We start from the raw sequence: 24,902 nt of genomic DNA, 5'->3' as shown, positions 1-24,902 counted from the left end.
CATCCTCGTGCTGATGGTGGTCGGCATCGGCCTGACGGCGCCGCCGATCGGGCTCAACGTCTTCGTGGTCTCGGCCATCGCCAAGGACGTGCCGATCGTCGCGACCTATCGCGGCGTCATCCCCTTCGTCGCAGCCGACGTGCTACGCCTCGGGCTCGTCGTCGCCGTCCCGGCGCTGGCACTCTGGCTGGTGAACCTGTTGAGCTAGAGGCTCAGCCGCGTGGCATTGGCGCGCGCAGCGCGCACAGCCGGCTTGGTGGCGGCGACGCCGATGGCGAGCAGGCCATGGGCGACATCGTCGCTGCTCAGCGCGCCGGTGGCGCTGCGCAGCGCGAGACGGCCAGCCTCCGCGGCAGCGTCGAGGCTCCCTTCGGTGATGGCATCGACCTTCTCCGACACCATGCGCATGGCTTCCTTGTGGGTCCCGGCGGTCCAGGCGGTGGGGTCCGACATCAGCATCATCCGGTGGGCGATGGTGACCGAGGCGGCAACGGCAGTGGTGGCCGAGACGGCCGAGGCCCGGAAGGCGGCTTCGGTGAAGCGGGGGAAATACCAGTGGAACAAGCGGGGGACCTCGACCGACCGGATGGCTTGTGGCGGTTTGACGCAGTCTGCGATTGTCCGAGGGCTTTGTAACGAAGGAAGTTCGCATGGCTGCCCACCGGCCCGCTCACCAGCCCCGCGATCCTGATTGGGAAGCGCGGGGCCGCGCGAGCTTTTCCCGTCAGCCGTTGATGCAGACCCTCGGCGTGACGCTGGAGGCCCTGGCACCCGGCGAGGTGACGATGGCCATGCCCTTCGCCCCGCATATCCTGCAGCAGCACGGCTTTGTGCATGCCGGCGCGCTCACCGCGCTCGTCGACAATGCCTGCGGCTTTGCGGCCATGAGCCTCATGCCGAAGGGGACCGGCGTGCTGACGGTGGAGTTCAAGATGAACCTGATGTCGCCGGGCAAGGGCGAACGGTTCCTTGGCGTCGGCAAGGTCATCCGTCCCGGCAAGACCATCATGGTCACGCTCGGCGAGTGCTTTGCCGAGACCCATGGCGAGCGCAAGCTCATCGCCATGATGACCGCCACGATGATGGTGGTGGACACCCCCGGCATCGTCGATTGAAGGACCCCATCATGACTGATCTCGTCGTCGAACGCTCCGGCCCCGTCGTTACCTTCATCCGCACGCGCTCGGCCGCCCGCAACGCCATGAACCCGGAAGGGGCGGTGGCGCTCACCCAGGCGCTGCTTGCCTTCGAGGCCGACGAGACAGCGAGCGTCGGCGTGATCTGGGGCGCGGGTGGTGCCTTCTGCGCCGGTTTCGACCTGAAGCACGCCGCCGCCGCACCAGGCGGGACGCCCTTCGGCGGCGACCTCGACATCCCCGATGGCGATGACGCCTGGCCGCGCGGGCCCATGGGGCCGACCCGGCTTTCCCTGTCCAAGCCGGTCATCGCCGCCATCGCCGGCCCGGCGGTCGCCGGCGGCATGGAGATCGCGCTGTGGTGCGACCTCAGGGTGATGGAGGAGGATGCCTATATGGGCGTCTTCTGCCGCCGCTGGGGCGTGCCGCTGATTGATGGCGGCACGGTGCGCCTGCCGCGGCTCGTCGGCCAAGGGCGGGCCATGGACCTCATCCTCACCGGCCGCAAGGTGGAGGCGGAGGAATGCCTGCGCATCGGCCTTGCCGACCGCGTCGTGCCGCATGGCCAGTCGCGCGAGGCGGCGGAAGCTCTCGCCCATGACATCGCGCGCTTCCCGCAGGGGTGCCTGCGCGCCGATCGCGCCTCGGCGCTCGCCCAGTGGGACATGCCGATGAACGATGCCTTGCGCAACGAATGGCGCAACTCCGCCGCCATGGCGGTGGAGGAGGGCATCGCAGGAGCCGGCCGCTTCGCTTCGGGCAAGGGCCGCGGCGGCGATTTCAACGCGATCTAGGCTCTAGCGCAAAGCCGCCTTGATCACATTGTCGCCGATGCCGAGGGAGGCCGCGGTGGCGGCGATGGCGTCCCAGGTGCCGTCGGAGAGCGGCACGCCTTCGGCCTGCTTCTTCGCCCGGGCACGCGTCTCTGCCTCGCCCGGCACCAGCACCTCGCCGCCCGCCTCCACCGGCTTGGCGCTCTTGTAATAGGCGACGTAATCGGCGCATTCGCCGGGGAAAAACCCGTCCGGATCGATCACCTTGGGGTCGATATAGATGGACATCATGCCGTTGCAGAAGCGCTTGTCGGGGCCGGTCGCGCCGGCGCCGGTCAGGGCGCCGCCGAGGATCTCGCACATGAAGGCGAGGCCCGAGCCCTTGTGCTCGCCGAAGGCGCGGATCGCGCCGGGTCCGTTCATCGGATCGCGCGGCCCGGGGCCGGCGGGATAGGGCCCGTAGAGCACGGCGGGATCGTTGCTCTTGGTGCCGTCGGGCGAGATCAGCGCGTCGCCGGGGATCGGCTTGCCGCCGAGCGAGGCTACGAGAACCTTGCCCTCGGCCACCAGCGAGGTGGCGAAGTCGAGAAGCAGGGGCGGGGCGCCCGGTCGCGGCACGCCGACGCAATAGGGCGCGGTGGACAGGCGCCGGTCGACGCCGCCATAGGGGGCGACGAGGATCGAGCCGACGACATTGACGAAGTGGATGGAGACGAGGCCCTCGGCCGCCGCCATCTCGGCGAAGTCGCCGATACGGCCGAGATGGCCGGCCTTGCGCAGGGCGACGGCGGAGAGCCCATGCTGCTTGGCCTTGGCGATGCCGACGCGCACGGCCTGCGGCCCAACCGTCTGGCCGAAGCCGTAATGGCCATCGAGGACGGTGATGGCGGGTGTATCGACGACGGCCGTGACGCTCTTGCTGGCCTCGACGCGCCCCTCCTTCAGCCAGTCGACATAGCGCGGCACGCGGGCGACGCCGTGGCTGTCATGGCCGGTCAGATTGGCTTCGGTGAGATAATGGCCGATGAGGCGGGCTTCGTCGGCATCGCATCCGGCCTTCTCGAAGATGGTGGCGACGAGCGCCTTCAGCCGATCAGCATCGACCAGAGCCATGGGGATCCTCCTTTATCGTTGGGGCGATCATGGCCCGCGTCGTGCCCCGCGCCTAGCGCGCGGGCGGGGGAGTGGCCCTGCGCCCGCCGCGCTTCCAATCGGTGAAGCGGCGGGTCTAGTCTCCGGCGCCTCCAGGGAGTTCGCCATGGTCACGTCCATCCCCGCCCTCACCGCCGGCCGCCTGACGCGGCCCGACGGCGCCGTCATCCACTACGAGACGGGCGGGGAGGGGCCTGCTGTCGTTTTCGCCCACGGCCTCGGCGGCAACCACCTGAGCTGGTGGCAGTCTGCTCCCGTCTTCGCCGAGCGGCACCGGGTCGTCGCCTTTTCGCATCGCGGCTTCTGGCCCTCCACGGTGGCCTCGGGCGTGCCCGACCCGCAGCTCTATGCCGGTGACCTCGTGGCGCTCCTCGACCATCTCGGCATCGACAAGGCGGTGATCGTCGGGCAGTCCATGGGCGGCTGGACCTGTGCCGAGACCGCGCTCGCCGCCCCTGACCGCGTCGCGGGTCTGGTGATGGCCTGCACCTCCGGCTCATTCGATTATGACCATTTCGGCGACGCAGGCGTTGCGGCCTGGCGCAAGGCGGCGCCTGCGGCGATCGACGCGCTGGCGAAGCGCGGCATTCATCGCGCCGCGGGTGCCCGCATGGCGGAGGAACAATCCGCCCTCCATGCCCTCTACCAGGCGGTGGACCGGCTTTCGCTCGGCCTCGACAAGGTGGAGATCGGCAACCGAATCCGCGCCATGCGCACGCGCAGGCCCGAGGACGCCGCGAGGATCGCCTGCCCGGTGCTCTTCGTCACCGGTGAAGAAGACCTGCTGATCTGCCCGCGGGGGGTCGAGCTCGTCGCCGGGCGGTTCCCGAAAGGCCGCTTCGTCAGCGTGCCCGTCTCTGGCCATTCCGTCTATTTCGAGCGCGCGGCGATCTTCAACGCGCTGGTGGACGGGTTCCTCGGCGAGATCGGCTGGCGCTGATCAATTGCCGAGGAAGGAGCGCGGCGCGACCGGCGATTCCTTCATGATGAGGATTGAAACGCGCCGGTTCGCCGCGAGAAACGGATCGTCGGGGAACATTGGCTCGCTATCGCCCTTGCCGGTGACGGCGAAGATGCGGTCGGAGGGCAGGCCGTTATCCTCCAGCACCATGCGCACGGCATTGGCCCGGTCGGCGGTGAGGTCCCAGGGGCCGTAGCCCGGCCGCCCCAGCACGCGGTTGCCGGAGGTGTGGCCGGTGATCGTGATGCGGTTCGACAGCTGGCGCAGGGCCGGGGCGAGGGCGGCGATCAGCCGGCGCGTGCGCTCATAGGGCTCGCGGCCGTCGGGCGGGAACATGGCGCGGCCGTCCTGGTCGACGATCTGGAGGTCGAGACCGTCGGGGCGTTCCTCCATCATGATGTTCTTGGAGATTTCGGCGATCTCCGGGAAGGCCTGCAGCGCCTGACGGAGGCTTGCCGCGGCGAGTGCCATGCGCCGGTCGGCGAGCGCCGAGAGCGCATCCGGGTTGCGTTCGTCGGTGCGCGGCGCGGGCCGGTCGGTCGGCGAATCGGCATTGGCCGAGAGGTTCTGGATGAAGGGCCGCGTCGGGATGCCGTGGAGCTCGATCATGCCGGTCAGCTGGGTGTTGCTCGTCGTGCCGAAGGCCTCGCGGAACGAGCCCGTCATCATGTGCTTCTTGCGCTCGTCCTGGTTCGAGGTCGCGACGAGCACGACGAAGAAGGACATGAGCAGGCCCATGAGGTCCGCGAAGGTCACGAACCAGCCGTGACCGCCCGCGTGACCGTCTGCCTTGCGCTTTGCCATGGTCGCCTCAGGCCGCTTCGGCCAGTTCGTGGCGGTCGTGCTCGTTCAGGTAGGCGAGCAGCATCTCCTTCACGACCTGCGGGCTCTTCTGGTTCCGGATCTGGATGACACCGTCGATGATGATCGAACGGCAGATGTCCTCCTCGGCCATCTTGAGGTGGCATTTGTCGGCGATGGGCATGCAGACCATGTTGGCGACGACGGCGCCGTAGAGGGTCGCAATCAGCGCCATGGCCATGATGGGGCCGAGCTTGGAGGGGTCGGTCATGTTGGCGAACATGTTCACCATGCCCAGCAGCGTGCCGATCATGCCGAAGGCCGGGGCGCAGTCGCCGATGGACCGATAGATCTTCTGCGCCTCGTCGAGCTCCGCATAGACCTTGTCCTTGTCGGTCTCCATGGTCTGCCGGATGAAGTCGGCGTCGTAGCCATCGGCGATGTAGCGGACGCCTTGGGCGAGGACCGGATCGGAGATGGTGAGCTTCTCCAGCGCCGTCGGGCCCTGCTTGCGGGCGACGTCGGCAATGTTGGCGATCTCCTCGACCAGCTGGCGCGGGCTGATCGAGCGCATGCCCAGCGCCGCCTTGAAGCCCATGGGGATGCCGTGCATGACCACGTTCAGCGGATAGCGCAGGAGGGTGGCGGCGAAGGCGCCGCCGAAAATCACGATGACCGCGTGCTTGTCGTAATACTGGGCGAAGTTGCCGCCATCGATCATGATCAGGATGACAATGACGGCAACGGCTCCAACCAGCCCCAGGATTGTGCCGATATCCATCAATCACTCCGACGATGCGCGCGAACTGTGCCTGATGGTAACGGCAGCCACCTAAGAGTTGCTTAAGGTTGCCGCGGCCTTGCCGGCTTACGGACGACTTGCCGAAACCCCGCTTGCGCCGGTAAAGGGCTTGCGTTGGCAGGGAGACAGACAGCCATGACCGCCTGGTTCATCCGCGGCCTGACCATCGCCGCAGCCGTGGGCCTCGGCGCCTGCGCCCAGACCGCGCCGCTACCGCCGCCCGGACCGCCGGTGGTGAATGCGACGCCGCCGCCGCTTCCGCCGGATCCGGCGCTCGGTTCGCATGCGACGCAGAACCAGGGCGACAGCCAGCAGGGACGACGCCAGCGCAACCGTTGAGCCGCCTCCTTTTCGACACGGCGCCACCCTTGAATGCGACGCCGTGACGCTCCCCGGAGGATCCTTTGGCCGACTATCGCCTGCATTGCTTCGCCCAGTCCGGCAATGCCTACAAAGTCGCCTTGATGCTGTCGGCCTCCGGGCTCGACTGGGAGCCGGTGCTCGTGCCCTTTTTCGGCGGGGCGACTCGCGAGCCCGCCTGGCGCTCGGACGTCAATCCGATGGGCGAGGTGCCGGTTCTCGAACATGGCGACAAGCGCCTCACGCAGTCCGGCGTGATCCTGACCTATCTGGCGCGGCGCACCGGCCTGTTTGGGCCCGCCGGTGAGGACCAGGAGCTGGAGATCCTGCGCTGGATCCTCTTCGACAACCACAAGTTCACCAGCTATTTCGCCACCCACCGATTCATGCTGTCGCTGTCGGGCAAGCCTGCCGATCCCGCCGTGCTGGGTTTCTTCCGCGGGCGTGTCGATGGCGCGCTCGCCATCCTCGACCGGCATCTCGAGGGACGCGACTTCGTGGTCGGGTCGGCACCGACCATCGCCGACCTGTCGCTGGCCGGCTACATGTTCTATCCCGTCGAGGAGACCGGCTACGACCTCGCCGCCTCGCATGCAAACATCCATGCCTGGCGCGAGCGGATCGCCGCGCTGCCGGGCTGGAAGCCGCCCTATGCCATGATGCCGACCGCCCCTGCGGCCTGAACCATCCGACGGACAGTCCATGACGCGCCGCTTTTCCCGTTTCGCCCTCCTCGCCGTGCTGGCTTCCAGCGGCTCTCTCGGCGGCTGCATGGGCGGCGGTGACGCCCCCGTGGCATCACAGGCTCCCGCGGTCCAGCCGGTTCCGGTGCAGCAGGTCCAGTCTTCTCCTCTCCCGGCGACCGGCGGCACGGTCGTCGCCGCGGTGCCGGCGACCACGGTGCGGCCGATTGCGGGGCCGACCCGGTTCGAAACCGAAGGCATGCGCACCGCGCCCGGCGCGCGCGAAAGCGCCAGCCTGACCAATGTGTCGCGCGTCTCGACAGGGGCGCCCACAGGCGGCAACCCCCTGGGCGGTACCATCGTCAGCGGTCAGTCGACCAGCGTCATCCCCACGACGGTGGATCGCAACCGCGAGCCGACGCGGGTGCGCTCCAACGTCGCGCGCGATCCCACGGGACCTGGCACGCCGCCGCCGATCATCGCACCGGAGCTGCGTGACACGACGGGCCGGACCATCCGCAACCGGCAGGAAGTTCAGTTCTGACCGGCTGAAACACAGCCGGTATTGCGGTGGGATCGGCGGGCAGCATCGCTGCCCGATAGGACAGGGCGAGAGGAAGCCGCCATGTTCCGTTCTGCTCGCATCACCCGCATTGCCCTGGCTGTCGCAGCTTGTGTCGGCTGCGCGTCGCCATCCTTCGCTCAGGGGTCACTGGTCCTGCCGCCATGCAGCCTGGGCGACACGGACTGGCGGCTCGATCCCGTGTTCCAGGCGAGCCGGCATCCCTCGCAACATGGGCACAGGGTCGGGGAGCTCCGCTGCAAGACGGTCGATGCCGGCACATGGACGGTGGCCGGTCAGCTTGTGCATGTCCTGCGAGCGAAAATCTTCGAGGTGACCGGCAGTGGCGGCGACGGCATCCAGCAGTCCGTCAATCTCTTCGTCGTCTCGCGTGGCGCCGACGGGGCCGGGCCCGTCATCGGACGAACGCTCGAACCCTACGACGTGTCGCGTGACGAGCCCAAATATTTCAGCCGCATCGTCGAGACGCGCCACGGCGCCATTCTCCAGCTGGATCGTCGCGTGAGCCGCGCCTATCTCGTCGCCGGCGATGAGCTCCGCCGGATCGATACGCACGCCTTTCTCAGCGCGCCTCGCATCGCTCCCCCCGCTGGTTGGGTCCCGGGACCGGTGCGCAATGTCGATCTTGACCGGATGAAGGGCTATATTTCGCTGTTCCGCGATGGAGCCGACGATCCCGCCCGCCCTGGCAGCGCTTCGGATGAAGGGCGGGCCATCGAATTCGATCTCGCTCTTGAAGGCGATCGGTTCGTGACGACGGGCTCGCGCGTCGTCGAGGCGCATTTCGCGCAGGACACCGAAGAATGGACCGGGTTCGTCGAAGATTCCGAGGAGCAGCGCCGTGCCGGGAGGCGTTTGCCTGCCGGCACTGAGCCCTGCGACCTCAGCGCATGGTCGGCAGACACCGATTCGGCCGGCATGAACCTGCGCGCAGCGCCCAATGCACAGGCCCGGGTTGTCGGCCGCATTCCCGCGCCCTGGAAGGCTACCGACCGCAATGGAGACACGGGTGAGACCTATCGCTCCCAGTTCAAGGTGATCGGCTATCGCAATGGATGGTTCCTCGTGCGCGATATCACCGCGCCCGGCGTCGCCTATGGCGAGCGCTATCCGCGAAATCTGCCCCAGGCACCGCGCGGGCAGGGCTGGGTGTCCGCCCGCCTTGTTGGAGCCGCGCTGGCCAATGGCAGCCTGCCGGCCGGTCGCCTCCATCAGGCACCGAACGATTATTCCGCCCATGCCAACGTGACCCTTCAGGACAGCCCGATCGGCACCGGCGACCCCGTGCAGCGGCTCCATGCCTGCTCCGGCGCCTGGGGCCTCGTGGAGATCGGCGGCCATCGTGGCTGGTGGCGCGGCATCTGCGCCAACCAGGTGACGAACTGCAGCTGACCGGCGGGAACGTTGCACGGGTGCCCACCGGCGGGCTATAGGGCGGGCTCCTGCGACATGAGGTTCGACGCGCGTGGCCGATGACAACAAGGGCGGACTGGGCGAGACGGTCCGCGTGGTGATCCACGCACTGCTCATCGCCTTCGTGATCCGCACGTTCCTGTTCCAGCCGTTCAACATCCCGTCGGGATCGATGAAGGATACGCTGCTCGTCGGCGACTACCTCTTCGTCTCGAAATTCTCCTACGGCTATTCCAAGTACTCGTTCCCCTTCTCGCCGGACCTCTTCCAGGGCCGGATCATGGGCTCGGTCCCGAACCGCGGCGATGTCGTCGTCTTCCGCCTGCCGCGCGAGCCCGACGTCGACTACATCAAGCGCGTCATCGGCTTGCCCGGCGACAAGATCCAGATGATCAATGGCCAGGTGCACATCAACGGCGTCGCCGTGCCGCGTGAGCGCGTCGAGGACTTCATGGACAATGAGGACGGCCGCACCGTCCGCACCCGCCGCTTCCGTGAGACGCTTCCGAACGGCGTCAGCTACACGACGCTCGACCTCTACGAGAACGGCTTCTACGACAACACACCCGTCTACGATGTGCCGGCCGGCCACGTCTTCGTCATGGGCGACAACCGCGACAATTCCACCGACAGCCGCGTGCTCAGCCAGGTCGGTCCGATCCCGTTCGACCACCTGATCGGCCGGGCGCAGATCCTGTTCTTCTCCATCGAGGAGGGCGAGCGCGCCTGGGCCTTCTGGCGCTGGCCCTGGTCGATCCGCTGGAACCGTTTCGGAAGCCTTGTGAGGTGAACGCAACGGTGGCGCCGGGACGCAAGGCGAAGGCACAGCGCGCCAGCCTCGAGGAGATCGAGGCCCGGATCGGGCACGTCTTCACCGACCGCACCCTGCTCGCCCGCGCGCTCACCCATCCGAGCGCCGTCAACGGCATCGAGAAGCGCAGCGGCTCCTACCAGCGCCTCGAATTCCTCGGCGACCGGGTCCTCGGCCTCGCCGTTGCGGCATTGCTCTACCGCGCCATGCCGGACGAGGACGAGGGTGCGCTGTCGCGCCGCCTGTCCGATCTCGTGCGCGCCGAGACCTGTGCCGAGATCGCCGCGATCCTCGGGCTCGGGGAGGGCGTGAAGGTCGGTCCCTCGGAGAGCCAGACCTCGGTTGCGAAGCGCGGCGGTGTGCTGGCCGACCTCTGCGAGGCGGTGATCGGCGCCGTCTATCTCGACGCCGGCTGGCCGGCGGCTGAAGCCTTCGTCGCCCGCAACTGGAGCGACCGGCTGACCGCGCTTCCCGCCTATCATCGCGATGCCAAGAGCGCCTTGCAGGAATGGGCGCAGGGCAGGGGTCTTGCCACCCCCGTCTACCGCGTCATCGGCCGCACCGGGCCGGACCACGCGCCGGTCTTCACCATGGCGGTCGTCATCCCCGGCCTCGAGGACGGTGTCGGCGAGGGTTCGGCGAAGCGCCAGGCCGAGATCGCCGCTGCGACGGAGGTCCTGCTGCGCGAGGGCGTCTGGGGCACGGCCCGCGACGAGGAGGCCGCGCCGTGACGGATGAGACTACACGCTGCGGCTTCGTCGCCATCATCGGCGCCCCGAACGCCGGCAAATCGACGCTGGTCAACGCTCTGGTCGGCGCCAAGGTGACCATTGTCTCGCACAAGGTGCAGACGACGCGCACGCTGGTGCGCGGCATCGCCATGGAGGGCGGTGCCCAGATCATCCTGGTGGACACGCCCGGCCTCTTCAGCCCCCGCCGCCGTCTTGATCGCGCCATGGTCACGGCTGCCTGGAGCGGGGCGGCGGATGCCGACCGCGTCATGGTGCTGGTGGATGCCAAGAAGGGCGTCGACGAGCCGGTCGAGGCCATGCTGGAAAAGCTCGGCGACGTGCGCCAGCCGAAGGACCTTGTGCTCAACAAGGTCGATCTCGTCGAGCGGCCGAAGCTGCTCGACCTTGCGACGGACCTCAATAGCCGGGCGCGGTTCGAAAAGACCTTCATGATCTCGGCCAGCACCGGCTCGGGCGTCCAGGATCTCAAGCGCCATCTCGCCACGGCGCTGCCGGCCGGACCCTGGCACTATCCGGAGGACGAGATCTCGGATGTGCCGGCGCGCATGCTGGCCGCAGAGATCACCCGCGAAAAGCTCTACCACCGGCTCCACGACGAATTGCCCTATGATGCAACGGTGGAGACCGAGAGCTACGAGGAGCGCAAGGACGGCTCCATCCGCATCGAGCAGACGATCTATGTGGTGCGCGAGGGCCAGCGGAAGATCATGCTCGGCAAGGGCGGCGACAGCATCAAGCGCATCTCGACCGCTGCCCGCGAGGAACTCTCGCAGCTCTTCGAGACCAAGGTGCACCTGTTCCTGTTCGTGAAGGTGCGTGAGAACTGGGGCGACGACCCCGAGCGCTACGAGCGCATGGGGCTGGACTATCCGAAAGGCAGGTGAACCATGCTGTCCGTGCGACCGAAGAAGACCACGACCCTCTATCGCTACATCACCGGCCCCGACGATTCGGCCTTCTGTCACCGCATCTCCGCGGCGATCAACAAGGGCTGGCAGCTCTACGGCCATCCGACCCTGACGTTCGACGCGGCGCAGGGCCGCGTCATCTGCGGCCAGGCCATCGTCAAGGAGGTCGAGGACGTGGAATATTCGCCGGACCTTAAGCTCTCCGACTTCTGAACCGATGCAGTGGGTGGATGACGGGATCGTCCTCGGGGCCCGCTCCTACGGGGAATCGAGCGTCATCCTTGAGCTTTTCACCCGCCATCACGGCCGGCATCTCGGTCTGGTGCGCGGCGGCCGTTCGCGCCGCCAGCAGCCGGTGATCCAGCCCGGCAACACCGTCCACGCCACCTGGTCGGCACGGCTCGACGAGCATCTTGGCGCCTATGCGATCGAGGCCTCGGCCTCCCGCGCGGCCCGGCTGATGGAGAGCCGCGAGGGCGTCGCAGGAATCACGCTCCTTGCGGCGCTGGCGCGGCTCATGCCGGAGCGGGAGACGCATGAGGGTCTGTACGAGGCCATCGAGCTCATCGCCGATGCCCTGCCCGAGGTAAGCGTGGCGGCGCCGCTGCTGGTGCGGTTCGAGCTGGAAGTGCTGCGCCTGCTCGGCTTCGGCGTCGATCTCTCCGAATGCGCATCGAGCGGGGCGACCGAGGACCTGGTCTATGTCTCGCCGAAATCGGGACGCGCGGTGTCGCGTGCCGCTGGCGAGCCCTGGAAGGACCGGCTCCTGCCGTTGCCGGCCTTCCTGCGTGGAGAGACGGGCATCGGCCCGGGCGATGTCGCCGCCGGCTTCCGCCTCACCGGCTATTTCCTCGCCCGCCACGTCTTTGAGCCACGGGGCGTGCCGATGCCGGATGCCCGCGAGGTCTTCCTGCGGTTTGTCGCGCCGCCGGTTTGAAATCGAGGGCCCGAGCCTCTACATCGCGCGGATGAGCAAGAGCATCTTCGACGACTGGTTCGCGCGGGACATGGACCCTGCGGTCTATGATCCGGTGGCGGCCGCTCGCCAGGCGATGAAGCCGACCTATCCGAAGCGCTTCTGCAAGGAGGCCTCCGTCGGTCCGTCCGATGAGGGTTTCCGCCTGCTCCTCGACGGGAGGCCGGCGAAGACCCCCGGTCGCAACGGGCTGGGCTTCCCGACGGAGCGGCTCGCCCAGGCGGTCGCCGATGAATGGCAGGCGCTGGACGAGTTCATCGAGCCGCTGCGCATGCCCATCACCCGCATCGCCAATTCCATCATCGACGGCGTCTTGCCGGATCCGGCGCCTGTGGCGGCGGAGATCGTCCGCTATGCCGGCTCGGACCTGCTCTGCTACCGGGCCGACGGCCCGCAGGGGCTGGTGGACCGGCAGGCGGCAGCCTGGGACCCGGTGTTGGCCTGGTTCCGCGACGCGCGCGGCGCGCGGCTGATCCTCTCCGAGGGCGTGATGTTCGTGCAGCAGCCGCAGTCGGCCCTCGATGCCGTTGCTGCCGCGCTTCCCGCAGGCGACGGCTGGCGCATCGGCGCGGCCCATGTGGTGACGACGCTCACCGGTTCGGCGCTCCTCGCCGTGGCGCTCCTCAACGGCTTTCTCGACCGCGACGCCGTCTGGGCCGCGGCCCATGTCGACGAGGATTTCCAGATCTCCCAATGGGGCGAGGATGCGGAGGCCACCGAGCGGCGCGTCCAGCGCCGCCGTGAGTTCGACGCCGCAGCAACCATCCTCGCGGCCTTGTGACAAAACGGCGAAACGGCAGGGCGCCATGCCTTCGCCATGCTCGCCGGTCATCCGACCGGCCTGGAGTTGCGCCATGAAGATCACGCTCGACGTCGGCAAGCTGGTGGAGGAGGGACGCCTCACCCCCGACGAGGCCAAGCGCCTGATCGCATTGGCGGCGGAGGGTACGGGCTCGCTCGCCATGAACATGCTGATCGGATTCGGTGTGGTGGCCGTCGCCCTCGGCGCGCTTGGCCTCGTGCCGGAGCCCATGGTGGCGGTGGTCCTCGGCGGCCTGCTCGGCAGTGTCGGTCTCGGTTTCGTCCTGAAGGGCGACAAGGCCTGGGCGGTGCTCGCCCAGATCGTGCTGCTCGCCGGTGCCCTGCTGCTGGCCGGCGGCGTCATGTTCCTCACCAAGGGATCGGTGCCCGCCCTGTTCGCCGTCACGGCGATCTTTGTCGGCGCCGGTGTCGTCGCCCGCTCTGGGCTTCTTATCGCGCTCGCCGTGCTGGCGCTGTCCGCCACGATCGGTGCGCGGACCGGCTACATGCATGCGACCTATTTCCTCGCCATCAGCCAGCCCGCAGTGACGGTGGCGCTGTTCTCCGGTCTCGCCATTGCGGCCTACCAGGCCTCCAAATGGCTCAAGGCGGACCTCTCGCGGCTCGCCATCGTGGCGGCGCGCACCGCGCTGCTCCTCGTCAATTTCGGTTTCTGGATCGGCTCGCTCTGGGGCGACAGGCTCACCTGGTTCGTCGAGCCGTCCACCACGTCGCACTGGGCGCCGGTCATCCCGGGCTGGACCTTTTCCATCGTCTGGCTTGTCGCCATCGTCGGCGCCGGTATCTGGGCTGCCCGGGCCAACCGCCCCTGGGTGCTGAACCTCGCGGCCGTCTTCGGCGCCATCCACTTCTACACGCAGTGGTTCGAGAAGCTGGGGGCGACGCCGCTCAGCGTGCTGGTTGCCGGCATCACCACGCTGGCTCTGGCGGTCGGCATCTGGAGATATAACCAGGGCCGCACACTGCCCGCGTGACGCCATCACGCCCCTTGGATGCATCCGCCGACAGTCTCATTGGTTGGCGCACAACTTGCGTGCTATCGCAGCGGACCAATCAGGCCTGTGAGGGGCGGGGGAAAACCCCCGAGAGTTCATGAAGGACGTGCTCGAGAAGCTGGAACAGCGTCGCGCCGACGCCCGCCTTGGCGGCGGTCAGAAGCGCATCGACGCCCAGCACGCCCGCGGCAAGCTGACCGCGCGCGAGCGCGTCGAACTGCTCCTCGACAAGGGCTCCTTCGAGGAGTTCGACATGTTCGTGCAGCACCGCTGCGCGGATTTCGGCATGGAGAAGTCCCACATCCCCGGCGACGGCGTCGTCACCGGATGGGGCACGGTCAACGGCCGTACCGTTTTCGTCTTCTCCAAGGACTTCACGGTCTTCGGCGGCTCGCTCTCCGGGGCCCATGCCGCGAAGATGACGAAGATCCAGGACATGGCGCTGAAGGCCCGTGCGCCGATCATCGGCCTGTTCGATGCGGGCGGTGCGCGAATCCAAGAAGGTGTCGATGCCCTCGGTGGTTATGGCGAAGTCTTCAAGCGGAATGTGACCGCCTCTGGCGTCATTCCGCAGATCTCGCTGATCATGGGTCCCTGCGCCGGCGGTGACGTCTACTCGCCGGCGATGACGGACTTCATCTTCATGGTCAAGGACACGAGCTACATGTTCGTGACCGGTCCGGACGTGGTGAAGACCGTCACCAACGAGGTGGTGACATCCGAGGAGCTGGGCGGCGCTTCCGTCCATGCGGTGAAGTCGTCGGTCGCCGACGGAGCCTATGAGAACGACCTCGAGGCGCTGCTGCAGATGCGCCGCCTGATCGATTTCCTGCCCTCCAACAACACCGAGGGCGTGCCGGAAATCCCGTCCTTCGACCAGCCCGACCGGATCGACATGTCGCTGGACACGCTGGTCCCCGACAATCCGAACAAGCCCTATGACATGAAGGAGCTGGTCGCGAAGACCGTCGACGAGGGCGACTTCTTCGAGATCCAGGGCAAGTTTGCACCGAACATCATCACCGGCTTCGCCCGCATGGAGGGCCGCACCGTCGGCATCGTCGCCAATCAGCCCATGGTCCTGGCCGGTGTGCTCGACAGCGATGCCAGCCGCAAGGCGGCGCGTTTCGTGCGCTTCTGCGACGCCTTCTCGATCCCGATCGTCACCTTCGTCGATGTGCCGGGCTTTCTCCCCGGGACGAGCCAGGAATACGGCGGCCTCATCAAGCACGGCGCCAAGCTGCTCTTCGCCTTCACGCAGTGCACGGTGCCGCTCGTCACCGTCATCACCCGCAAGGCGTTCGGCGGCGCCTATGACGTCATGGCCTCCAAGCACATCGGCGGCGACGTGAACTATGCCTGGCCGACGGCGCAGATCGCGGTCATGGGCGCCAAGGGCGCGGTCGAGATCATCTTCCGGGCCGACATGAACGATCCCGAGAAGATCGCGGCGCGCACCAAGGAATACGAGGAGCGCTTCCTGTCGCCCTTCGTCGCGGCCGAGCGCGGCTATATCGACGAGGTGATCATGCCGCACTCGACGCGTCGGCGCGTCGCCCGGGCCCTTGCTCTGCTGAAGCACAAGGCGGCTGACATGCCCTGGAAGAAGCACGACAACATCCCGCTCTGAGGCGGCGATCCCGCGCCTGACGGCTTGCCCTCGTGGGGGCAGGCCCTCCGGCGCAAGGGGGCTTTGTCTGATCCGCATCAATGCGGCATGATCGGGAACGGGCGAAGGTCTCGCCAGTTCGTTCCAGAACAAGGAGCCCCCCTCATGTCGATCAAGTCGGTACTGCTCGCTCTCATCTCCGGTGACGGTTCGAAGCCGCAAGGGGCAATCGACTACGCCGTCTCGCTCGCCGCAGCCAACGGCGCCCATCTTTCCGTCGTCGTCGGCGCCATCAAGGTGCCGGTTGTTGTCTATTCCGGCGTGGCGGAAGTGCAGGCCATCGTCGCGGACGAGAATGACGGCCGGACCGACAAGGCTGATGCGGTGTGCCAGGAGGTGCGGCACGCCGCCGCCAATGCCGGCGTCGCCGCCTCGATCGAGGTCATCACCGACGCTATCGATCCGCTCTTCGCGCGGATCGGCAAGCGCGGTCGCCTGCATGACTTCTGCGTCTGCGGTCGCCCCCGCCCTGACGATGTCTGGGCGACGGAGCTCGCCGAGACGCTGCTGCTCTCAACCGGCCGCCCCACCATTCTCGCGCCGGACGGGTTCGATCCCTCGCGGGCGTCGAACTCCATCGTCGTCGCCTGGGACGGATCGGCGGTCGCGGCCCGGGCGATCGGTTCGGCCTCGGACTTCATCGACAAGGCGGGGCATGTCGAGATCGTCTCGGTGCTCGGTGACCGCCATGCCGACGAACTCGTGGCCGGCGCCGATCTCGCCCCGATGCTCGCCCATCACGGCGTGAAGGTGACCGTCACCAACCTTCCCTACAGCCGCAATGTCGGGAAGACGATCGTCGAACACGCGCAGAACACCCGCGCGCAGATGATCGTCATGGGTGCCTATGCCCATTCGCGGCTGAGGCAGATGGTGCTCGGCGGCACGACGACGACGCTGCTGCAATATTCGCCCGTGCCGGTGCTGATGGCGCATTGATCCGTCACGAAGGGGCGCTAACCTTCGCGCGATCCGCAACCACAGGTCGTGCGAAGGAGTGCCCCATGAGCCGCATTCTGCGTCAGCATCGGTCGGCCGACATGATCGGCGCGGTAGGCCTCGCGGTCCTTGCCATTCTGGCCGCGACCGGGCCCGGTCTCGCCGATTTCCGGATCGCCACCTGGAACATCCAGACCCTGGCGAGCCCCGGCCGCAAGGTCTTCCCCAACCAGGACTATGTGCGAAATCCCACCGATCTCGCCATGCTCGCCGAGGTGGGTCGTGGATTGCGCAGTGACGTCATTGCCTTGCAGGAGATCGCCAGCCCGGCGGCTCTTGCTGCGGTGTTTCCCGTTCGGGACTGGACGCTGTGCATCTCTGGCCAGTTCTACCAGACCTATCCGCAGCTGGGCCGCCCGCCGGTGGCCCGCTGCGTCTCGGAAGGCCCGCTCGACGACACGCCCGCGGCTGTGCCGCTCGCCGGCCAGTTCACGGCCTTTGCGGTCCGCAAGGAAGCGGGAATCGCCGTCGAGGCGGGCGATGTTCCCGAACTCGGCGTCACCCATCGCGATGACGACGGCGTCGAGCGGCCCGTGCGCTGGGGCCTGGTGGCGCGGCTCAGTCGGGGAGGCGAAACGCTGACGCTTCTCAATGTCCATCTGAAAAGCGGCTGTTTCGACGATCCTCCATCGGCGGATTCGCGCTCGCCCCATTGCGTCACATTCGCCCGTCAGATTCCGCTTCTCGACGGTTGGAGCCGCGCGCAGACAGGCCCATTCGTGATCCTTGGCGACTTCAACCGTCGCCTCGACCTCGACCGGGACGAAGTGCTGGCGCGGCTCACCGGTGCCGACACGCCAGCGCCGGGCGACGATCGCCGGCTGATCCGGTTCCCGTTTCGCCGGCCGTCGGCCTGCCTGCCTCAGCCCATCGAGAGCCACAGCTACGTGTCGATCGACTATATCCTGCTGGGTCCCGGGCTTCGGGGCCGGGACTACGCCGAGTTCTCGCCGCCGGTTCCCGATGACGAGAGCCCGCGCGACTTCAAGAAGCGCTTCGGCGATCATTGCCCGAAGGTGGTGCGGGTCGGTCCCTGACGGTCAGGTCTTGCGCCGCGGGCGGCCGATCGTCTCGGCGGCCACCCGTGCGATCCGCGGTGCCTCGGTGCGGCGGGCCTTCGCCTCGGCCTCGACCTTGCGCCAGACGCGCAGCGCATTGCCGGAGAGCAGGCCCTTCAGCGCAGCGTCCGACCAGCCGCGCCGCACCAGTTCGGCGATGAGGTGGGGGAAGCGCGAGGCATCGGCGAGGTCCGGCGGGTTGGGCCCGCCATAGAAGTCCGAGCCGATGCCGAGATGGGCGAGTCCGGTGCGGCCCACGATGTACTGGATATGGTCGCAGAGTTCGCCAATGGAGCCGCGCGGCCAGGGGCCCGCCTCACCGGAGCGGCGCGCCACGGCGGCGTCGATGTCGGTGCCGGGCGGGGTCTTGCCGTGGACCTGCAGCGGCGACATCCATTCGTGGCTCTTCCGCGAGATGAAGTTCGGCACGAAGGTCGCCATCACCACGCCGCCATTGGCCTTGACCCGGTCGAGCACGTCGTCCGTGACGTTGCGCGGGTGCGGGCAGAGCGTGGCGGCGTTGGAATGGGACCACAGGACCGGCGCCGTCGTCACGTCGAGAACGGCGTGCTGGGCGGCAGGCGAGGCGTGGGCAAGGTCGACGATCATGCCGAGCCGGTTGCACTCGGCAACCACGGTCCGGCCGAAGGCGGTGATGCCGCCGTGGCGCGCGGCGTCAGTCGCCGAATCGATCCAGTCCAGCGTCTCGTTGTGGCAGAGCGTGAGGATGCGCACGCCCGCGGCGTACCAGACGCGCAGCGGCGACAGCGAGCCTCCGAGCCCGACTGCGCTCTCCACCGAAATGACGGAGGCGATGCGGCCGGCGCGGCGTGCGGCGGCGATGTCGGCGGCGCGGCGCGCCGGGCGGAACACGTCGGGGTGCAGGGTCTCGATGTCGAGGCCGATGGCGATCTGCTCCAGGGTGAAGCGGCCGGGATCAGGCACCGAGGTCGGCACGAAGGCAGCGAAGACCTGTGCGCCGACACGGCCCTCGCGCAGGCGGGGGATGTCGGTGTCGCTCTCCTGGTGGACGCGGTCGAGGCCATAGGCCGCGACATCGCCATCCGCTGCGCGGCGGATGGTGAAGGGCAGATCGTTATGGCCGTCGAAAAGGATGAACCGGTCGAGGAGGTCCAGCGCCTTGGCGAGGGCAGGGTCCTGACGGCTCATGGCGTCAGGCCTCCGCCACGACGACGGCTGGGGGGCGCTCGACCGTCGTCACGCGCCCGCGCTCGATGGCGAGCGCCAGGCGCCCATGTTTCAGGGCGAGGGCCTTGTCGCCGAAGATCTCCCGGCGCCAGCCCTTGAGAGCGCCGATATCGGCCTCGTCGTCCTCGGCGATGCGGTCGAGCTCGTCGGAGGTCGCGACGACCTTCGCGGCGACATGGTGCTTCTCTGCCACCATCTTCAGCAGCACTTTGAGGAGCTCCACGGTCGCGGATTGCGACTGTGTCTGCGGCCGGTGCTTGTCGATGGGCGGCAGGCTGCGGGGGTCGCGGGCGAGGCCGGCATTGACCGCCTCGACCACGGCGAGGCCGTCGCGCGATCGCTCCCAGCCCTTGGGGATCGAGCGCATCGACCCGAGGGCCTCCGGCGTCTTCGGGCCCGTGAGGGCGATGTCGAAGAGCGCGTCGTCCTTGAGGACGCGCGAGCGCGGCACGTTGCGCGACTGCGCCTCGCGCTCGCGCCAGGCGGCAACCTCCATGAGGACCGCGAGCTCACGCGGCTTGCGCACCCGGTTGCGGAAGCGCTCCCAGGCCCGCTCGGGCTCCTGCCGATAGGTGTCGGGCGATGTGAGGACGCCCATCTCTTCCGCGACCCAGTCCGTGCGGCCGCGCTTCTCCAGCTCGCCGGTGAGCTTGAGGTAGATGTCGCGCAGGTGGGTGACGTCGGCGATGGCATAGTCGATCTGCGCCGTGCTCAGCGGGCGCTTCGACCAGTCAGTGAAGCGGCTGGTCTTGTCGAGCTGCGTGCCATTGGTGCGCTGGACGAGCTGGTCGTAGGAGATCGAGTCACCGTAGCCGAGGACCATGGCGGCGACCTGGCTGTCGAAGAGCGGCGCGGGGATGCGCTTCGACAGGTGCCAGATGATCTCGACGTCCTGCCGGGCTGCGTGAAAGACCTTCACCACGGCGGGATCGACCATCAGGTCGAAGAAGGGGGCGAGGTCGAGACCGGGGGCGAGCGCGTCAACCGCGACGGCCTCGTCGGTGCTGGCGAGCTGGATGACACAGAGCTTCGGCCAGAAGGTCGTCTCGCGGAGGAACTCCGTGTCGACGGTGACGAAGGGGTGCCTGGCGAGCCGCGCGCAGATGGCGGCAAGATCGGAGGAGGTGGTGATGAGCATCACCATCCTCCTTACAGGAGTCTCGCGCTGTTGCGAAAGATGTCAGGCGCTTGCGAGCTCTGCCTCAATGAGCGCGGTGATGCGCGGATCTGTCGGGCGGACGCGGGCCGGGAAAGCGCCGACGACGCGGCCCGAGCGACCGATGACGAACTTGTGGAAGTTCCAGGTCGGGATGTCCGTCGGCTTCTGGCTGGCGAGCCAGCGATAGAGCGGATGCGCCTCGCGGCCGGTGACCCGGTGCTTTGCGGCCATCGGAAAGGCGACGCCATACATGCCCTGGCAGACCGCGGCGATATCGGCCGCCGTGCCGCGCTCCTGGTTGAAGTCGTCGGAGGGCACGCCGATGACGGTCAGCCCGCGCTCGCGATAGCGCGCATAGACCGTCTGGAGGTCGGCGAACTGCGGAGTGAAGCCGCAGGACGAGGCGGTGTTCACCACCATGAGCACGCGGCCGGCATGGTCGGACAGGCGGATCGTCTTGCCGTCGAGGCCCTCGAGCGAGAAGGCATAGGCGGTCGAGGAACTGGCGGCGGTCGAGATCTGCGCGACTGCCGGATGGCGCGTGCTGGCGAGGACGGGGAGGGCGGCTGCGGCGGAAAGGAGGCTGCGACGGGTCGGCATGGCGGGGCTCCTGCGCTTCTGAGGGATCATACGGCAAATCCGTCCCAATCGGATGCAGGGCCGGCGAAATTGATCGCGGGCCCTGCGGCGCCTGCGGCTAGGCAGGGCGCGCCGCGGCGCTACACTCGTCTGCGGAGCTGAAGGACCACATCATGACCCACCGCCTCGACGCTGGCGCCGACACTGCCCATTGGGGCTATTTCGACGCGACGCTCGCCCCCCGCGCCACGATCGCCTCGGGCGAGCGCATCACCATCTCCACCGTCTCGGGCGGACCGGAGATGCTGCCGCCGGCGGATTGGGGCCATCCGCCCGGACTTCTCGACATCCAACGCCGCTTCGGCGGGCCGACCCTGCCCGGTCACATCTGCACCGGCCCCGTGGCGGTCGCCGGCGCCAAGGTTGGCCAGGTCCTGCAGGTCGATATCGAGGCGATCGAGCTGCATTACGACTGGGGCTACACCTTCGTCGCCCCGCTGGTCGGCGCGCTGCCCGACGACTTCAAGGCCAAGCGCGTCTTCCATTCGCGCATCGACCGCGCCCGGAAGGTGGCAAAGCTGCCCTGGGGCCACGAGGTTTCTCTCGACCGGCCGTTCTTCGGCGTCATGGCGGTCGCGCCTCCCGCCGAATGGGGCCGCGTCAACACACTGCCGCCCCGCCGCAACGGCGGCAATCTCGACAACAAGGAGCTGGTGGCGGGCACGACCCTCTACCTGCCCATCTTCGTCGACGGCGCCAATTTCTCGGTCGGCGATGCCCATGGCGCGCAGGGGGACGGCGAGGTCTGCATCACCGCCGTCGAGACCGGCCTCATCGGTACGTTCAAGCTCACCGTTCGTGACGATATGAGCCTTGCCTGGCCCATGGCGGAGACCCCGACCCACGTCCTCACCATGGCCTTCGATCCAGATCTCGATACGGCGGTGCAGATCGCGCTGCGCTCGATGATCGACCTGCTGTCTTCCCGGTCCGGTCTCGATCGCGAGGAGGCCTTCGCGCTGATGTCGCTGGTGGCCGACGTGCGCGTGACGCAGGTCGTCAACGGCAACAAGGGCATCCACGTCATGCTCGACAAGAAGTGGCTGGCGAAGATCCGCTGAGCCTCACTCCCAGGGTTCGCCGTGGACGATGAGGTCGGCGAGGGCATCGGTGGCGGCGGCCAAGAGGCGCTCGCCTTTTGCGCGCGTCGCCTTCCGGGCGTCTCCCAGCACGCCCGAGGGCGTCAGGGTGGCGAAGGACCGAAAACGCTGGGCGGGCGGCGCCAGCACCGCCCGCGGATCGCCGAAATGCGGTCCAACGGCCTCGGCGAGCTTGCCCTCCCGCACCGCCTCCGGTGCCACGGCCATCATCATGGCCGTCTCGGCCTCGCAGGCGTGGAGCACGCTCGTCTGATCCTCGAGGATCGGCGCAAAGGCCGGCTGGGCCAGCTCGAAATAGGTTGTCGCGGCCACAACGAGGCCGGTCTCGCGCTCGATGTCGGGCAGGAAGGCATTGAGCGCGGTCATGTTGCCGCCATGACCGTTGACGATCAGCACCCGCCGGAAGCCGTGGCGCGCCAGCGAGCGGACGAGGCAGATCAGCACAGCCCGATAGGTCGGGATGTCCAGGGTGAAGGTGCCGCCATGGGCCATGTGATGCTCGGCCATCCCCACCCAGAGCGTCGGGGCGACGACCACGGGCCGTTGCGCCATCGCCTTTTCGGCAGCGATGCGGCACACAGCGCCGCAGAGTGTCGTGTCGACGCCGGTGCCGAGATGGGGACCGTGCTGTTCCGTCGAGGCGACCGGCAGGAGAACGGTCGCCTCCAGCGCGGCGAGGGCATTGAGTTCGGGCGCGGTGAGCTTCGTCCATTCGACGGTCGGGGCGGATGGCGCGGCCATGGGCTCTCTCCTCTGGGGTGGGCATGGTGGCAGCCCGTCACGCCCTGGTCGATCCCGGCTGCCTGTGCAGCGTGCATGCCTCCAATTCGCAGACGAAATGTCGATGAATTGTTGACATGGGGATTGGTCCCACGGAATGTCAGGTCCGGCGCGCTTGGGGATCGCGGCAGGTGCCGCGCCATGCGACAAACACGGCGTCGGCGAGAGCCGTGTCGACGGCGACGGTCACGCAGAGGGGCGGCGACCGCGCGCAGAGGGGATCGGATCGGCATTCATGGCCCAGCAGCGAACCATCACGCGCCTTGCCACCGACATCGGCGGCACTTTCACCGACATCGTGCTGGAGCGCGGCGAGACGCGTTTCACCACCAAGGTGCTGACGACACCGCACGCGCCTGAAGAGGCCGTGGTCGAGGGCACGCGGCTGGTGCTGGATCAGGCCGGCATTGGCTTTGCCGATCTCGATGTCTTCGTCCACGGCACGACGCTGGCGACGAACGCGGTGATCGAGCGCAAGGGCGCCAAGACCGCGCTGATTGCCACGGACGGCTTCCGCGATGTCATCGAGATTGCCGACGAGGGGCGTTACGACCAGTACGACATCTTCATCGACAAGCCGCGCCAGCTGGTGCCGCGGCAGCTGCGCTTCACCGTGCCGGAGCGCATCGACGTCACTGGCAAGGTGTGGATCGCCCTCGACGAGGCGGCGGTTGCCAAGGTCGCGAAGCAGATGAAGGCGGAGAAGGTCGAGGCTGTCGCCGTCGCCTTCATCCATTCCTACGCCAACGGCGTCCACGAGGAGCGGGTGCGCGAGATCCTCGCGAAGGAGGCGCCCGGATTGGCCGTGACGCTGTCGTCGGAGGTCTGCCCGGAAATGCGCGAATACGAGCGCACCTCCACGGCAGTGGCCAATGCCTATGTCCAGCCGCTCATGGCCGGCTATCTCGGCCGCCTCAAGGCGCGCTTCGCCGCCGAGGGCTATGCGAAGCCCATCCACCTCATGACGTCAGGCGGATCGCTCGCGACGCTGGAGACCGCCGCGCGCTTCCCCATCCGCCTCGTCGAATCCGGGCCTGCGGGCGGTGCCATTCTCGCGGCCCACGTCGCGGCCGAGCGCGGCGAGGCGAAGGTTCTCTCCTTCGACATGGGCGGCACCACCGCCAAGATCTGCCTCATTCACGACGCCACGCCCTACAAGGCGCGCACCTTCGAGGTCGACCGCCAGTCGCGCTTCATGAAGGGCTCGGGCCTGCCGGTGCGCATTCCCGTCATCGAGATGGTGGAGATCGGCGCGGGGGGCGGTTCCATCGCCCGCGTCGACAGCCTCAAGCGCATCACCGTCGGGCCAGATTCGGCGGCCTCCGTTCCGGGACCGGCCTGCTACGGTCGGGGCGGCGCGCTGCCGACCGTCACCGATGCCGATGTGGCGCTGGGCAAGATCGAGCCCGCACGTTTCGCCGGCGGCGCCATCACGCTCTATCCGGAGAAGGCGGATGCGGCGCTCGACGCCAGCGTCGGCGCGCCACTGTCGCTGTCCACGGCCATGGCCGCCCACGGTGTCGCCGAGATCGTCGACGAGAACATGGCCAACGCCGCCCGCGTCCATTCGGTGGAGCGCGGCGTTGTGGTGGCCGACCACACCATGGTGGCCTTTGGCGGCGCCGCGCCGCTTCACGCCGCGCGCCTTGCCGAGAAGCTCGGCATCGCCCGCGTCGTCGTGCCGGCCGATGCCGGTGTCGGCTCGGCGGTCGGGTTCCTCAGGGCGCCGGCGGCCTATGAACTCGTCCATTCGAAGTTCATGCGACTCGATCGCTTCGACCTGAAAGAGGCCAACGCGTTGCTTGCCGCGATGAGCGGCGAGGCGACCGGTCTTGCCAAGGCCGCCGCCGGTTCCCGCAAGCTCACGGAAACCCGCACCGCCTTCATGCGCTATGCCGGCCAGGGCCACGAGATTGCGGTGGCGCTGCCGAACCGGGCGCTGACAACCAAGGACCTCGCGGCCATGCGCGAGAGCTTCGAGGCGGGCTATCGGCAACTCTTTGCCCGGCATATTCCCGGCGCCGCCATCGAGATCCTGTCCTGGTCGTTGCTGGTGACGACCGATACGGCGAGGCCGCCGTCTCTCCCCAAGCCGAAGAAGCACGCCGCGCCGAAGCCGATCGGCACCCGCCCGGTCTATGACGCCAAGGCCCGCAAGACCGTGAAGGTGCCGATGTACGACCGCCTCGCCATGGCGCCGGGTGCATCCGTCGAAGGACCCGCCATCATCGTCGAGGCCGGCACGTCCACCTTCGTCACCGCGAGCTTCGATGCCTCCATTGATGCCGGGCTCGGCCTCGTCCTCACCGCCCGCAAGGCCGCCACGCCGGCCAAGCGCTCCGCCGCGAAGGGAGCCTGACC

Annotated in this window: 28 protein-coding genes; 20 read left to right on the top strand and 8 right to left on the bottom strand. The window is 68.1% G+C overall.

All coding sequences use genetic code 11. The annotated features are described in order from the left end of the window. A partial coding sequence (locus O9344_RS15980) for a TRAP transporter large permease subunit (RefSeq protein WP_298479458.1) occupies positions 1-208 on the top strand: 208 nt, incomplete at its 5' end. On the opposite strand, the gene O9344_RS15975 is transcribed toward O9344_RS15980, so the two are convergent. After that, the gene (locus O9344_RS15975) at positions 205-564 is read right to left on the bottom strand and encodes a hypothetical protein (RefSeq protein ID WP_298479455.1); all 360 of its coding nucleotides are present in this window, start codon (positions 562-564) and stop codon (positions 205-207) included. The genes O9344_RS15980 and O9344_RS15975 overlap by 4 nt on opposite strands. Before the next feature lie 86 nt (positions 565-650). Between O9344_RS15975 and O9344_RS15970 the strand changes: the two genes are divergently transcribed. Further along, positions 651-1,115 (top strand): PaaI family thioesterase, encoded by a 465-nt coding sequence (locus O9344_RS15970; RefSeq protein ID WP_298479451.1) that lies wholly within the window; start codon positions 651-653, stop codon positions 1,113-1,115. Positions 1,116-1,126: 11 nt separating this feature from the next. Continuing rightward, a complete protein-coding gene (locus O9344_RS15965) occupies positions 1,127-1,930 on the top strand; it encodes a crotonase/enoyl-CoA hydratase family protein (RefSeq protein WP_298479448.1) in 804 nt (267 codons plus the stop codon). Between the two features lie 3 nt (positions 1,931-1,933). Here O9344_RS15965 and O9344_RS15960 read toward each other — a convergent pair whose 3' ends face one another. Next, entirely contained in the window at positions 1,934-3,022 is a 1,089-nt protein-coding gene (locus O9344_RS15960; protein WP_298479445.1) for a malate/lactate/ureidoglycolate dehydrogenase, read from the bottom strand. A 145-nt stretch (positions 3,023-3,167) separates the two neighbouring features. Between O9344_RS15960 and O9344_RS15955 the strand changes: the two genes are divergently transcribed. After that, the gene (locus O9344_RS15955; RefSeq protein WP_298479442.1) at positions 3,168-4,001 is read left to right on the top strand and encodes an alpha/beta hydrolase; all 834 of its coding nucleotides are present in this window, start codon (positions 3,168-3,170) and stop codon (positions 3,999-4,001) included. On the opposite strand, the gene O9344_RS15950 is transcribed toward O9344_RS15955, so the two are convergent. Next, positions 4,002-4,826, bottom strand: a complete 825-nt coding sequence (locus O9344_RS15950; protein WP_298479439.1) for a flagellar motor protein MotB — start codon at positions 4,824-4,826, stop codon at positions 4,002-4,004. It lies immediately after the preceding gene. 7 nt (positions 4,827-4,833) lie between these two features. After that, a complete protein-coding gene (locus O9344_RS15945) occupies positions 4,834-5,604 on the bottom strand; it encodes a MotA/TolQ/ExbB proton channel family protein (protein WP_298479436.1) in 771 nt (256 codons plus the stop codon). Positions 5,605-5,760: 156 nt separating this feature from the next. On the opposite strand from O9344_RS15945, the gene O9344_RS15940 reads away from it, so the two are divergent. The 14 genes from O9344_RS15940 (at position 5,761) to O9344_RS15875 (ending at position 17,633) form a co-directional block, all read left to right on the top strand. After that, positions 5,761-5,964 carry a hypothetical protein gene (locus O9344_RS15940; protein WP_298479433.1) on the top strand — a complete coding sequence of 68 codons (204 nt, stop codon included), beginning with the start codon at positions 5,761-5,763 and terminating at the stop codon, positions 5,962-5,964. Positions 5,965-6,029: 65 nt separating this feature from the next. After that, positions 6,030-6,668, top strand: coding sequence for a glutathione S-transferase (locus O9344_RS15935; RefSeq protein WP_298479430.1), 639 nt, complete (start codon positions 6,030-6,032; stop codon positions 6,666-6,668). A gap of 19 nt (positions 6,669-6,687) precedes the next feature. Further along, complete coding sequence (locus O9344_RS15930) at positions 6,688-7,212, top strand: hypothetical protein (RefSeq protein WP_298479426.1); 525 nt, start codon at positions 6,688-6,690, stop codon at positions 7,210-7,212. 81 nt (positions 7,213-7,293) lie between these two features. Next, a complete protein-coding gene (locus O9344_RS15925; RefSeq protein WP_298479423.1) occupies positions 7,294-8,643 on the top strand; it encodes a hypothetical protein in 1,350 nt (449 codons plus the stop codon). Between the two features lie 73 nt (positions 8,644-8,716). Continuing rightward, positions 8,717-9,454 (top strand): signal peptidase I, encoded by a 738-nt coding sequence (lepB, locus tag O9344_RS15920; protein WP_298479421.1) that lies wholly within the window; start codon positions 8,717-8,719, stop codon positions 9,452-9,454. Then, a complete protein-coding gene (gene rnc, locus O9344_RS15915; protein WP_298479418.1) occupies positions 9,451-10,206 on the top strand; it encodes a ribonuclease III in 756 nt (251 codons plus the stop codon). The genes lepB and rnc overlap by 4 nt, the downstream gene beginning before the upstream one ends. After that, positions 10,203-11,111 (top strand): GTPase Era, encoded by a 909-nt coding sequence (era, locus tag O9344_RS15910; protein ID WP_298479415.1) that lies wholly within the window; start codon positions 10,203-10,205, stop codon positions 11,109-11,111. Before rnc ends, era begins: the two co-directional genes overlap by 4 nt. A gap of 3 nt (positions 11,112-11,114) precedes the next feature. Then, complete coding sequence (locus O9344_RS15905) at positions 11,115-11,348, top strand: DUF1737 domain-containing protein (protein WP_108176910.1); 234 nt, start codon at positions 11,115-11,117, stop codon at positions 11,346-11,348. A 4-nt stretch (positions 11,349-11,352) separates the two neighbouring features. Beyond that, positions 11,353-12,072 (top strand): DNA repair protein RecO, encoded by a 720-nt coding sequence (gene recO, locus O9344_RS15900; RefSeq protein ID WP_298479410.1) that lies wholly within the window; start codon positions 11,353-11,355, stop codon positions 12,070-12,072. Between the two features lie 31 nt (positions 12,073-12,103). Continuing rightward, on the top strand, positions 12,104-12,892 hold the full coding sequence (locus O9344_RS15895) for an ATP12 family protein (RefSeq protein ID WP_298479407.1): 789 nt from the start codon (positions 12,104-12,106) through the stop codon (positions 12,890-12,892). A 73-nt stretch (positions 12,893-12,965) separates the two neighbouring features. Then, positions 12,966-13,907, top strand: coding sequence for a hypothetical protein (locus O9344_RS15890; protein WP_298479404.1), 942 nt, complete (start codon positions 12,966-12,968; stop codon positions 13,905-13,907). 118 nt (positions 13,908-14,025) lie between these two features. Further along, positions 14,026-15,558 carry an acyl-CoA carboxylase subunit beta gene (locus O9344_RS15885; RefSeq protein WP_298479401.1) on the top strand — a complete coding sequence of 511 codons (1,533 nt, stop codon included), beginning with the start codon at positions 14,026-14,028 and terminating at the stop codon, positions 15,556-15,558. Positions 15,559-15,702: 144 nt separating this feature from the next. After that, positions 15,703-16,536 carry a universal stress protein gene (locus tag O9344_RS15880; protein WP_298479398.1) on the top strand — a complete coding sequence of 278 codons (834 nt, stop codon included), beginning with the start codon at positions 15,703-15,705 and terminating at the stop codon, positions 16,534-16,536. 65 nt (positions 16,537-16,601) lie between these two features. Then, positions 16,602-17,633, top strand: coding sequence for an endonuclease/exonuclease/phosphatase family protein (locus O9344_RS15875; protein ID WP_298479395.1), 1,032 nt, complete (start codon positions 16,602-16,604; stop codon positions 17,631-17,633). A gap of 3 nt (positions 17,634-17,636) precedes the next feature. Here the strand turns inward: O9344_RS15875 and O9344_RS15870 are convergent, their stop codons facing one another. The 3 genes from O9344_RS15870 to O9344_RS15860 are packed head-to-tail and all read right to left on the bottom strand — an operon-like array spanning position 17,637 to position 20,622. Beyond that, complete coding sequence (locus O9344_RS15870) at positions 17,637-18,824, bottom strand: dipeptidase (RefSeq protein WP_298479392.1); 1,188 nt, start codon at positions 18,822-18,824, stop codon at positions 17,637-17,639. A gap of 4 nt (positions 18,825-18,828) precedes the next feature. Then, positions 18,829-20,004, bottom strand: a complete 1,176-nt coding sequence (rnd, locus tag O9344_RS15865) for a ribonuclease D (protein WP_298479467.1) — start codon at positions 20,002-20,004, stop codon at positions 18,829-18,831. Positions 20,005-20,043: 39 nt separating this feature from the next. Next, a complete protein-coding gene (locus O9344_RS15860) occupies positions 20,044-20,622 on the bottom strand; it encodes a redoxin domain-containing protein (RefSeq protein WP_298479389.1) in 579 nt (192 codons plus the stop codon). Positions 20,623-20,774: 152 nt separating this feature from the next. Between O9344_RS15860 and O9344_RS15855 the strand changes: the two genes are divergently transcribed. Then, on the top strand, positions 20,775-21,722 hold the full coding sequence (locus O9344_RS15855; RefSeq protein ID WP_298479387.1) for an acetamidase/formamidase family protein: 948 nt from the start codon (positions 20,775-20,777) through the stop codon (positions 21,720-21,722). A 3-nt stretch (positions 21,723-21,725) separates the two neighbouring features. Here the strand turns inward: O9344_RS15855 and O9344_RS15850 are convergent, their stop codons facing one another. Continuing rightward, a complete protein-coding gene (locus O9344_RS15850; protein WP_298479384.1) occupies positions 21,726-22,502 on the bottom strand; it encodes a creatininase family protein in 777 nt (258 codons plus the stop codon). Positions 22,503-22,776: 274 nt separating this feature from the next. Between O9344_RS15850 and O9344_RS15845 the strand changes: the two genes are divergently transcribed. Next, positions 22,777-24,900, top strand: coding sequence for a hydantoinase/oxoprolinase family protein (locus O9344_RS15845; RefSeq protein WP_298479381.1), 2,124 nt, complete (start codon positions 22,777-22,779; stop codon positions 24,898-24,900). The last annotated feature ends 2 nt before the right edge of the window (positions 24,901-24,902 follow it).

This window comes from Phreatobacter sp., assembly GCF_027532945.1.
Taxonomy (GTDB): Bacteria; Pseudomonadota; Alphaproteobacteria; order Rhizobiales; family Phreatobacteraceae; genus Phreatobacter.
The sequence above is the reverse complement of the archived record's forward strand: the minus strand, read 5'-3'. Positions and strand labels throughout refer to the sequence as shown.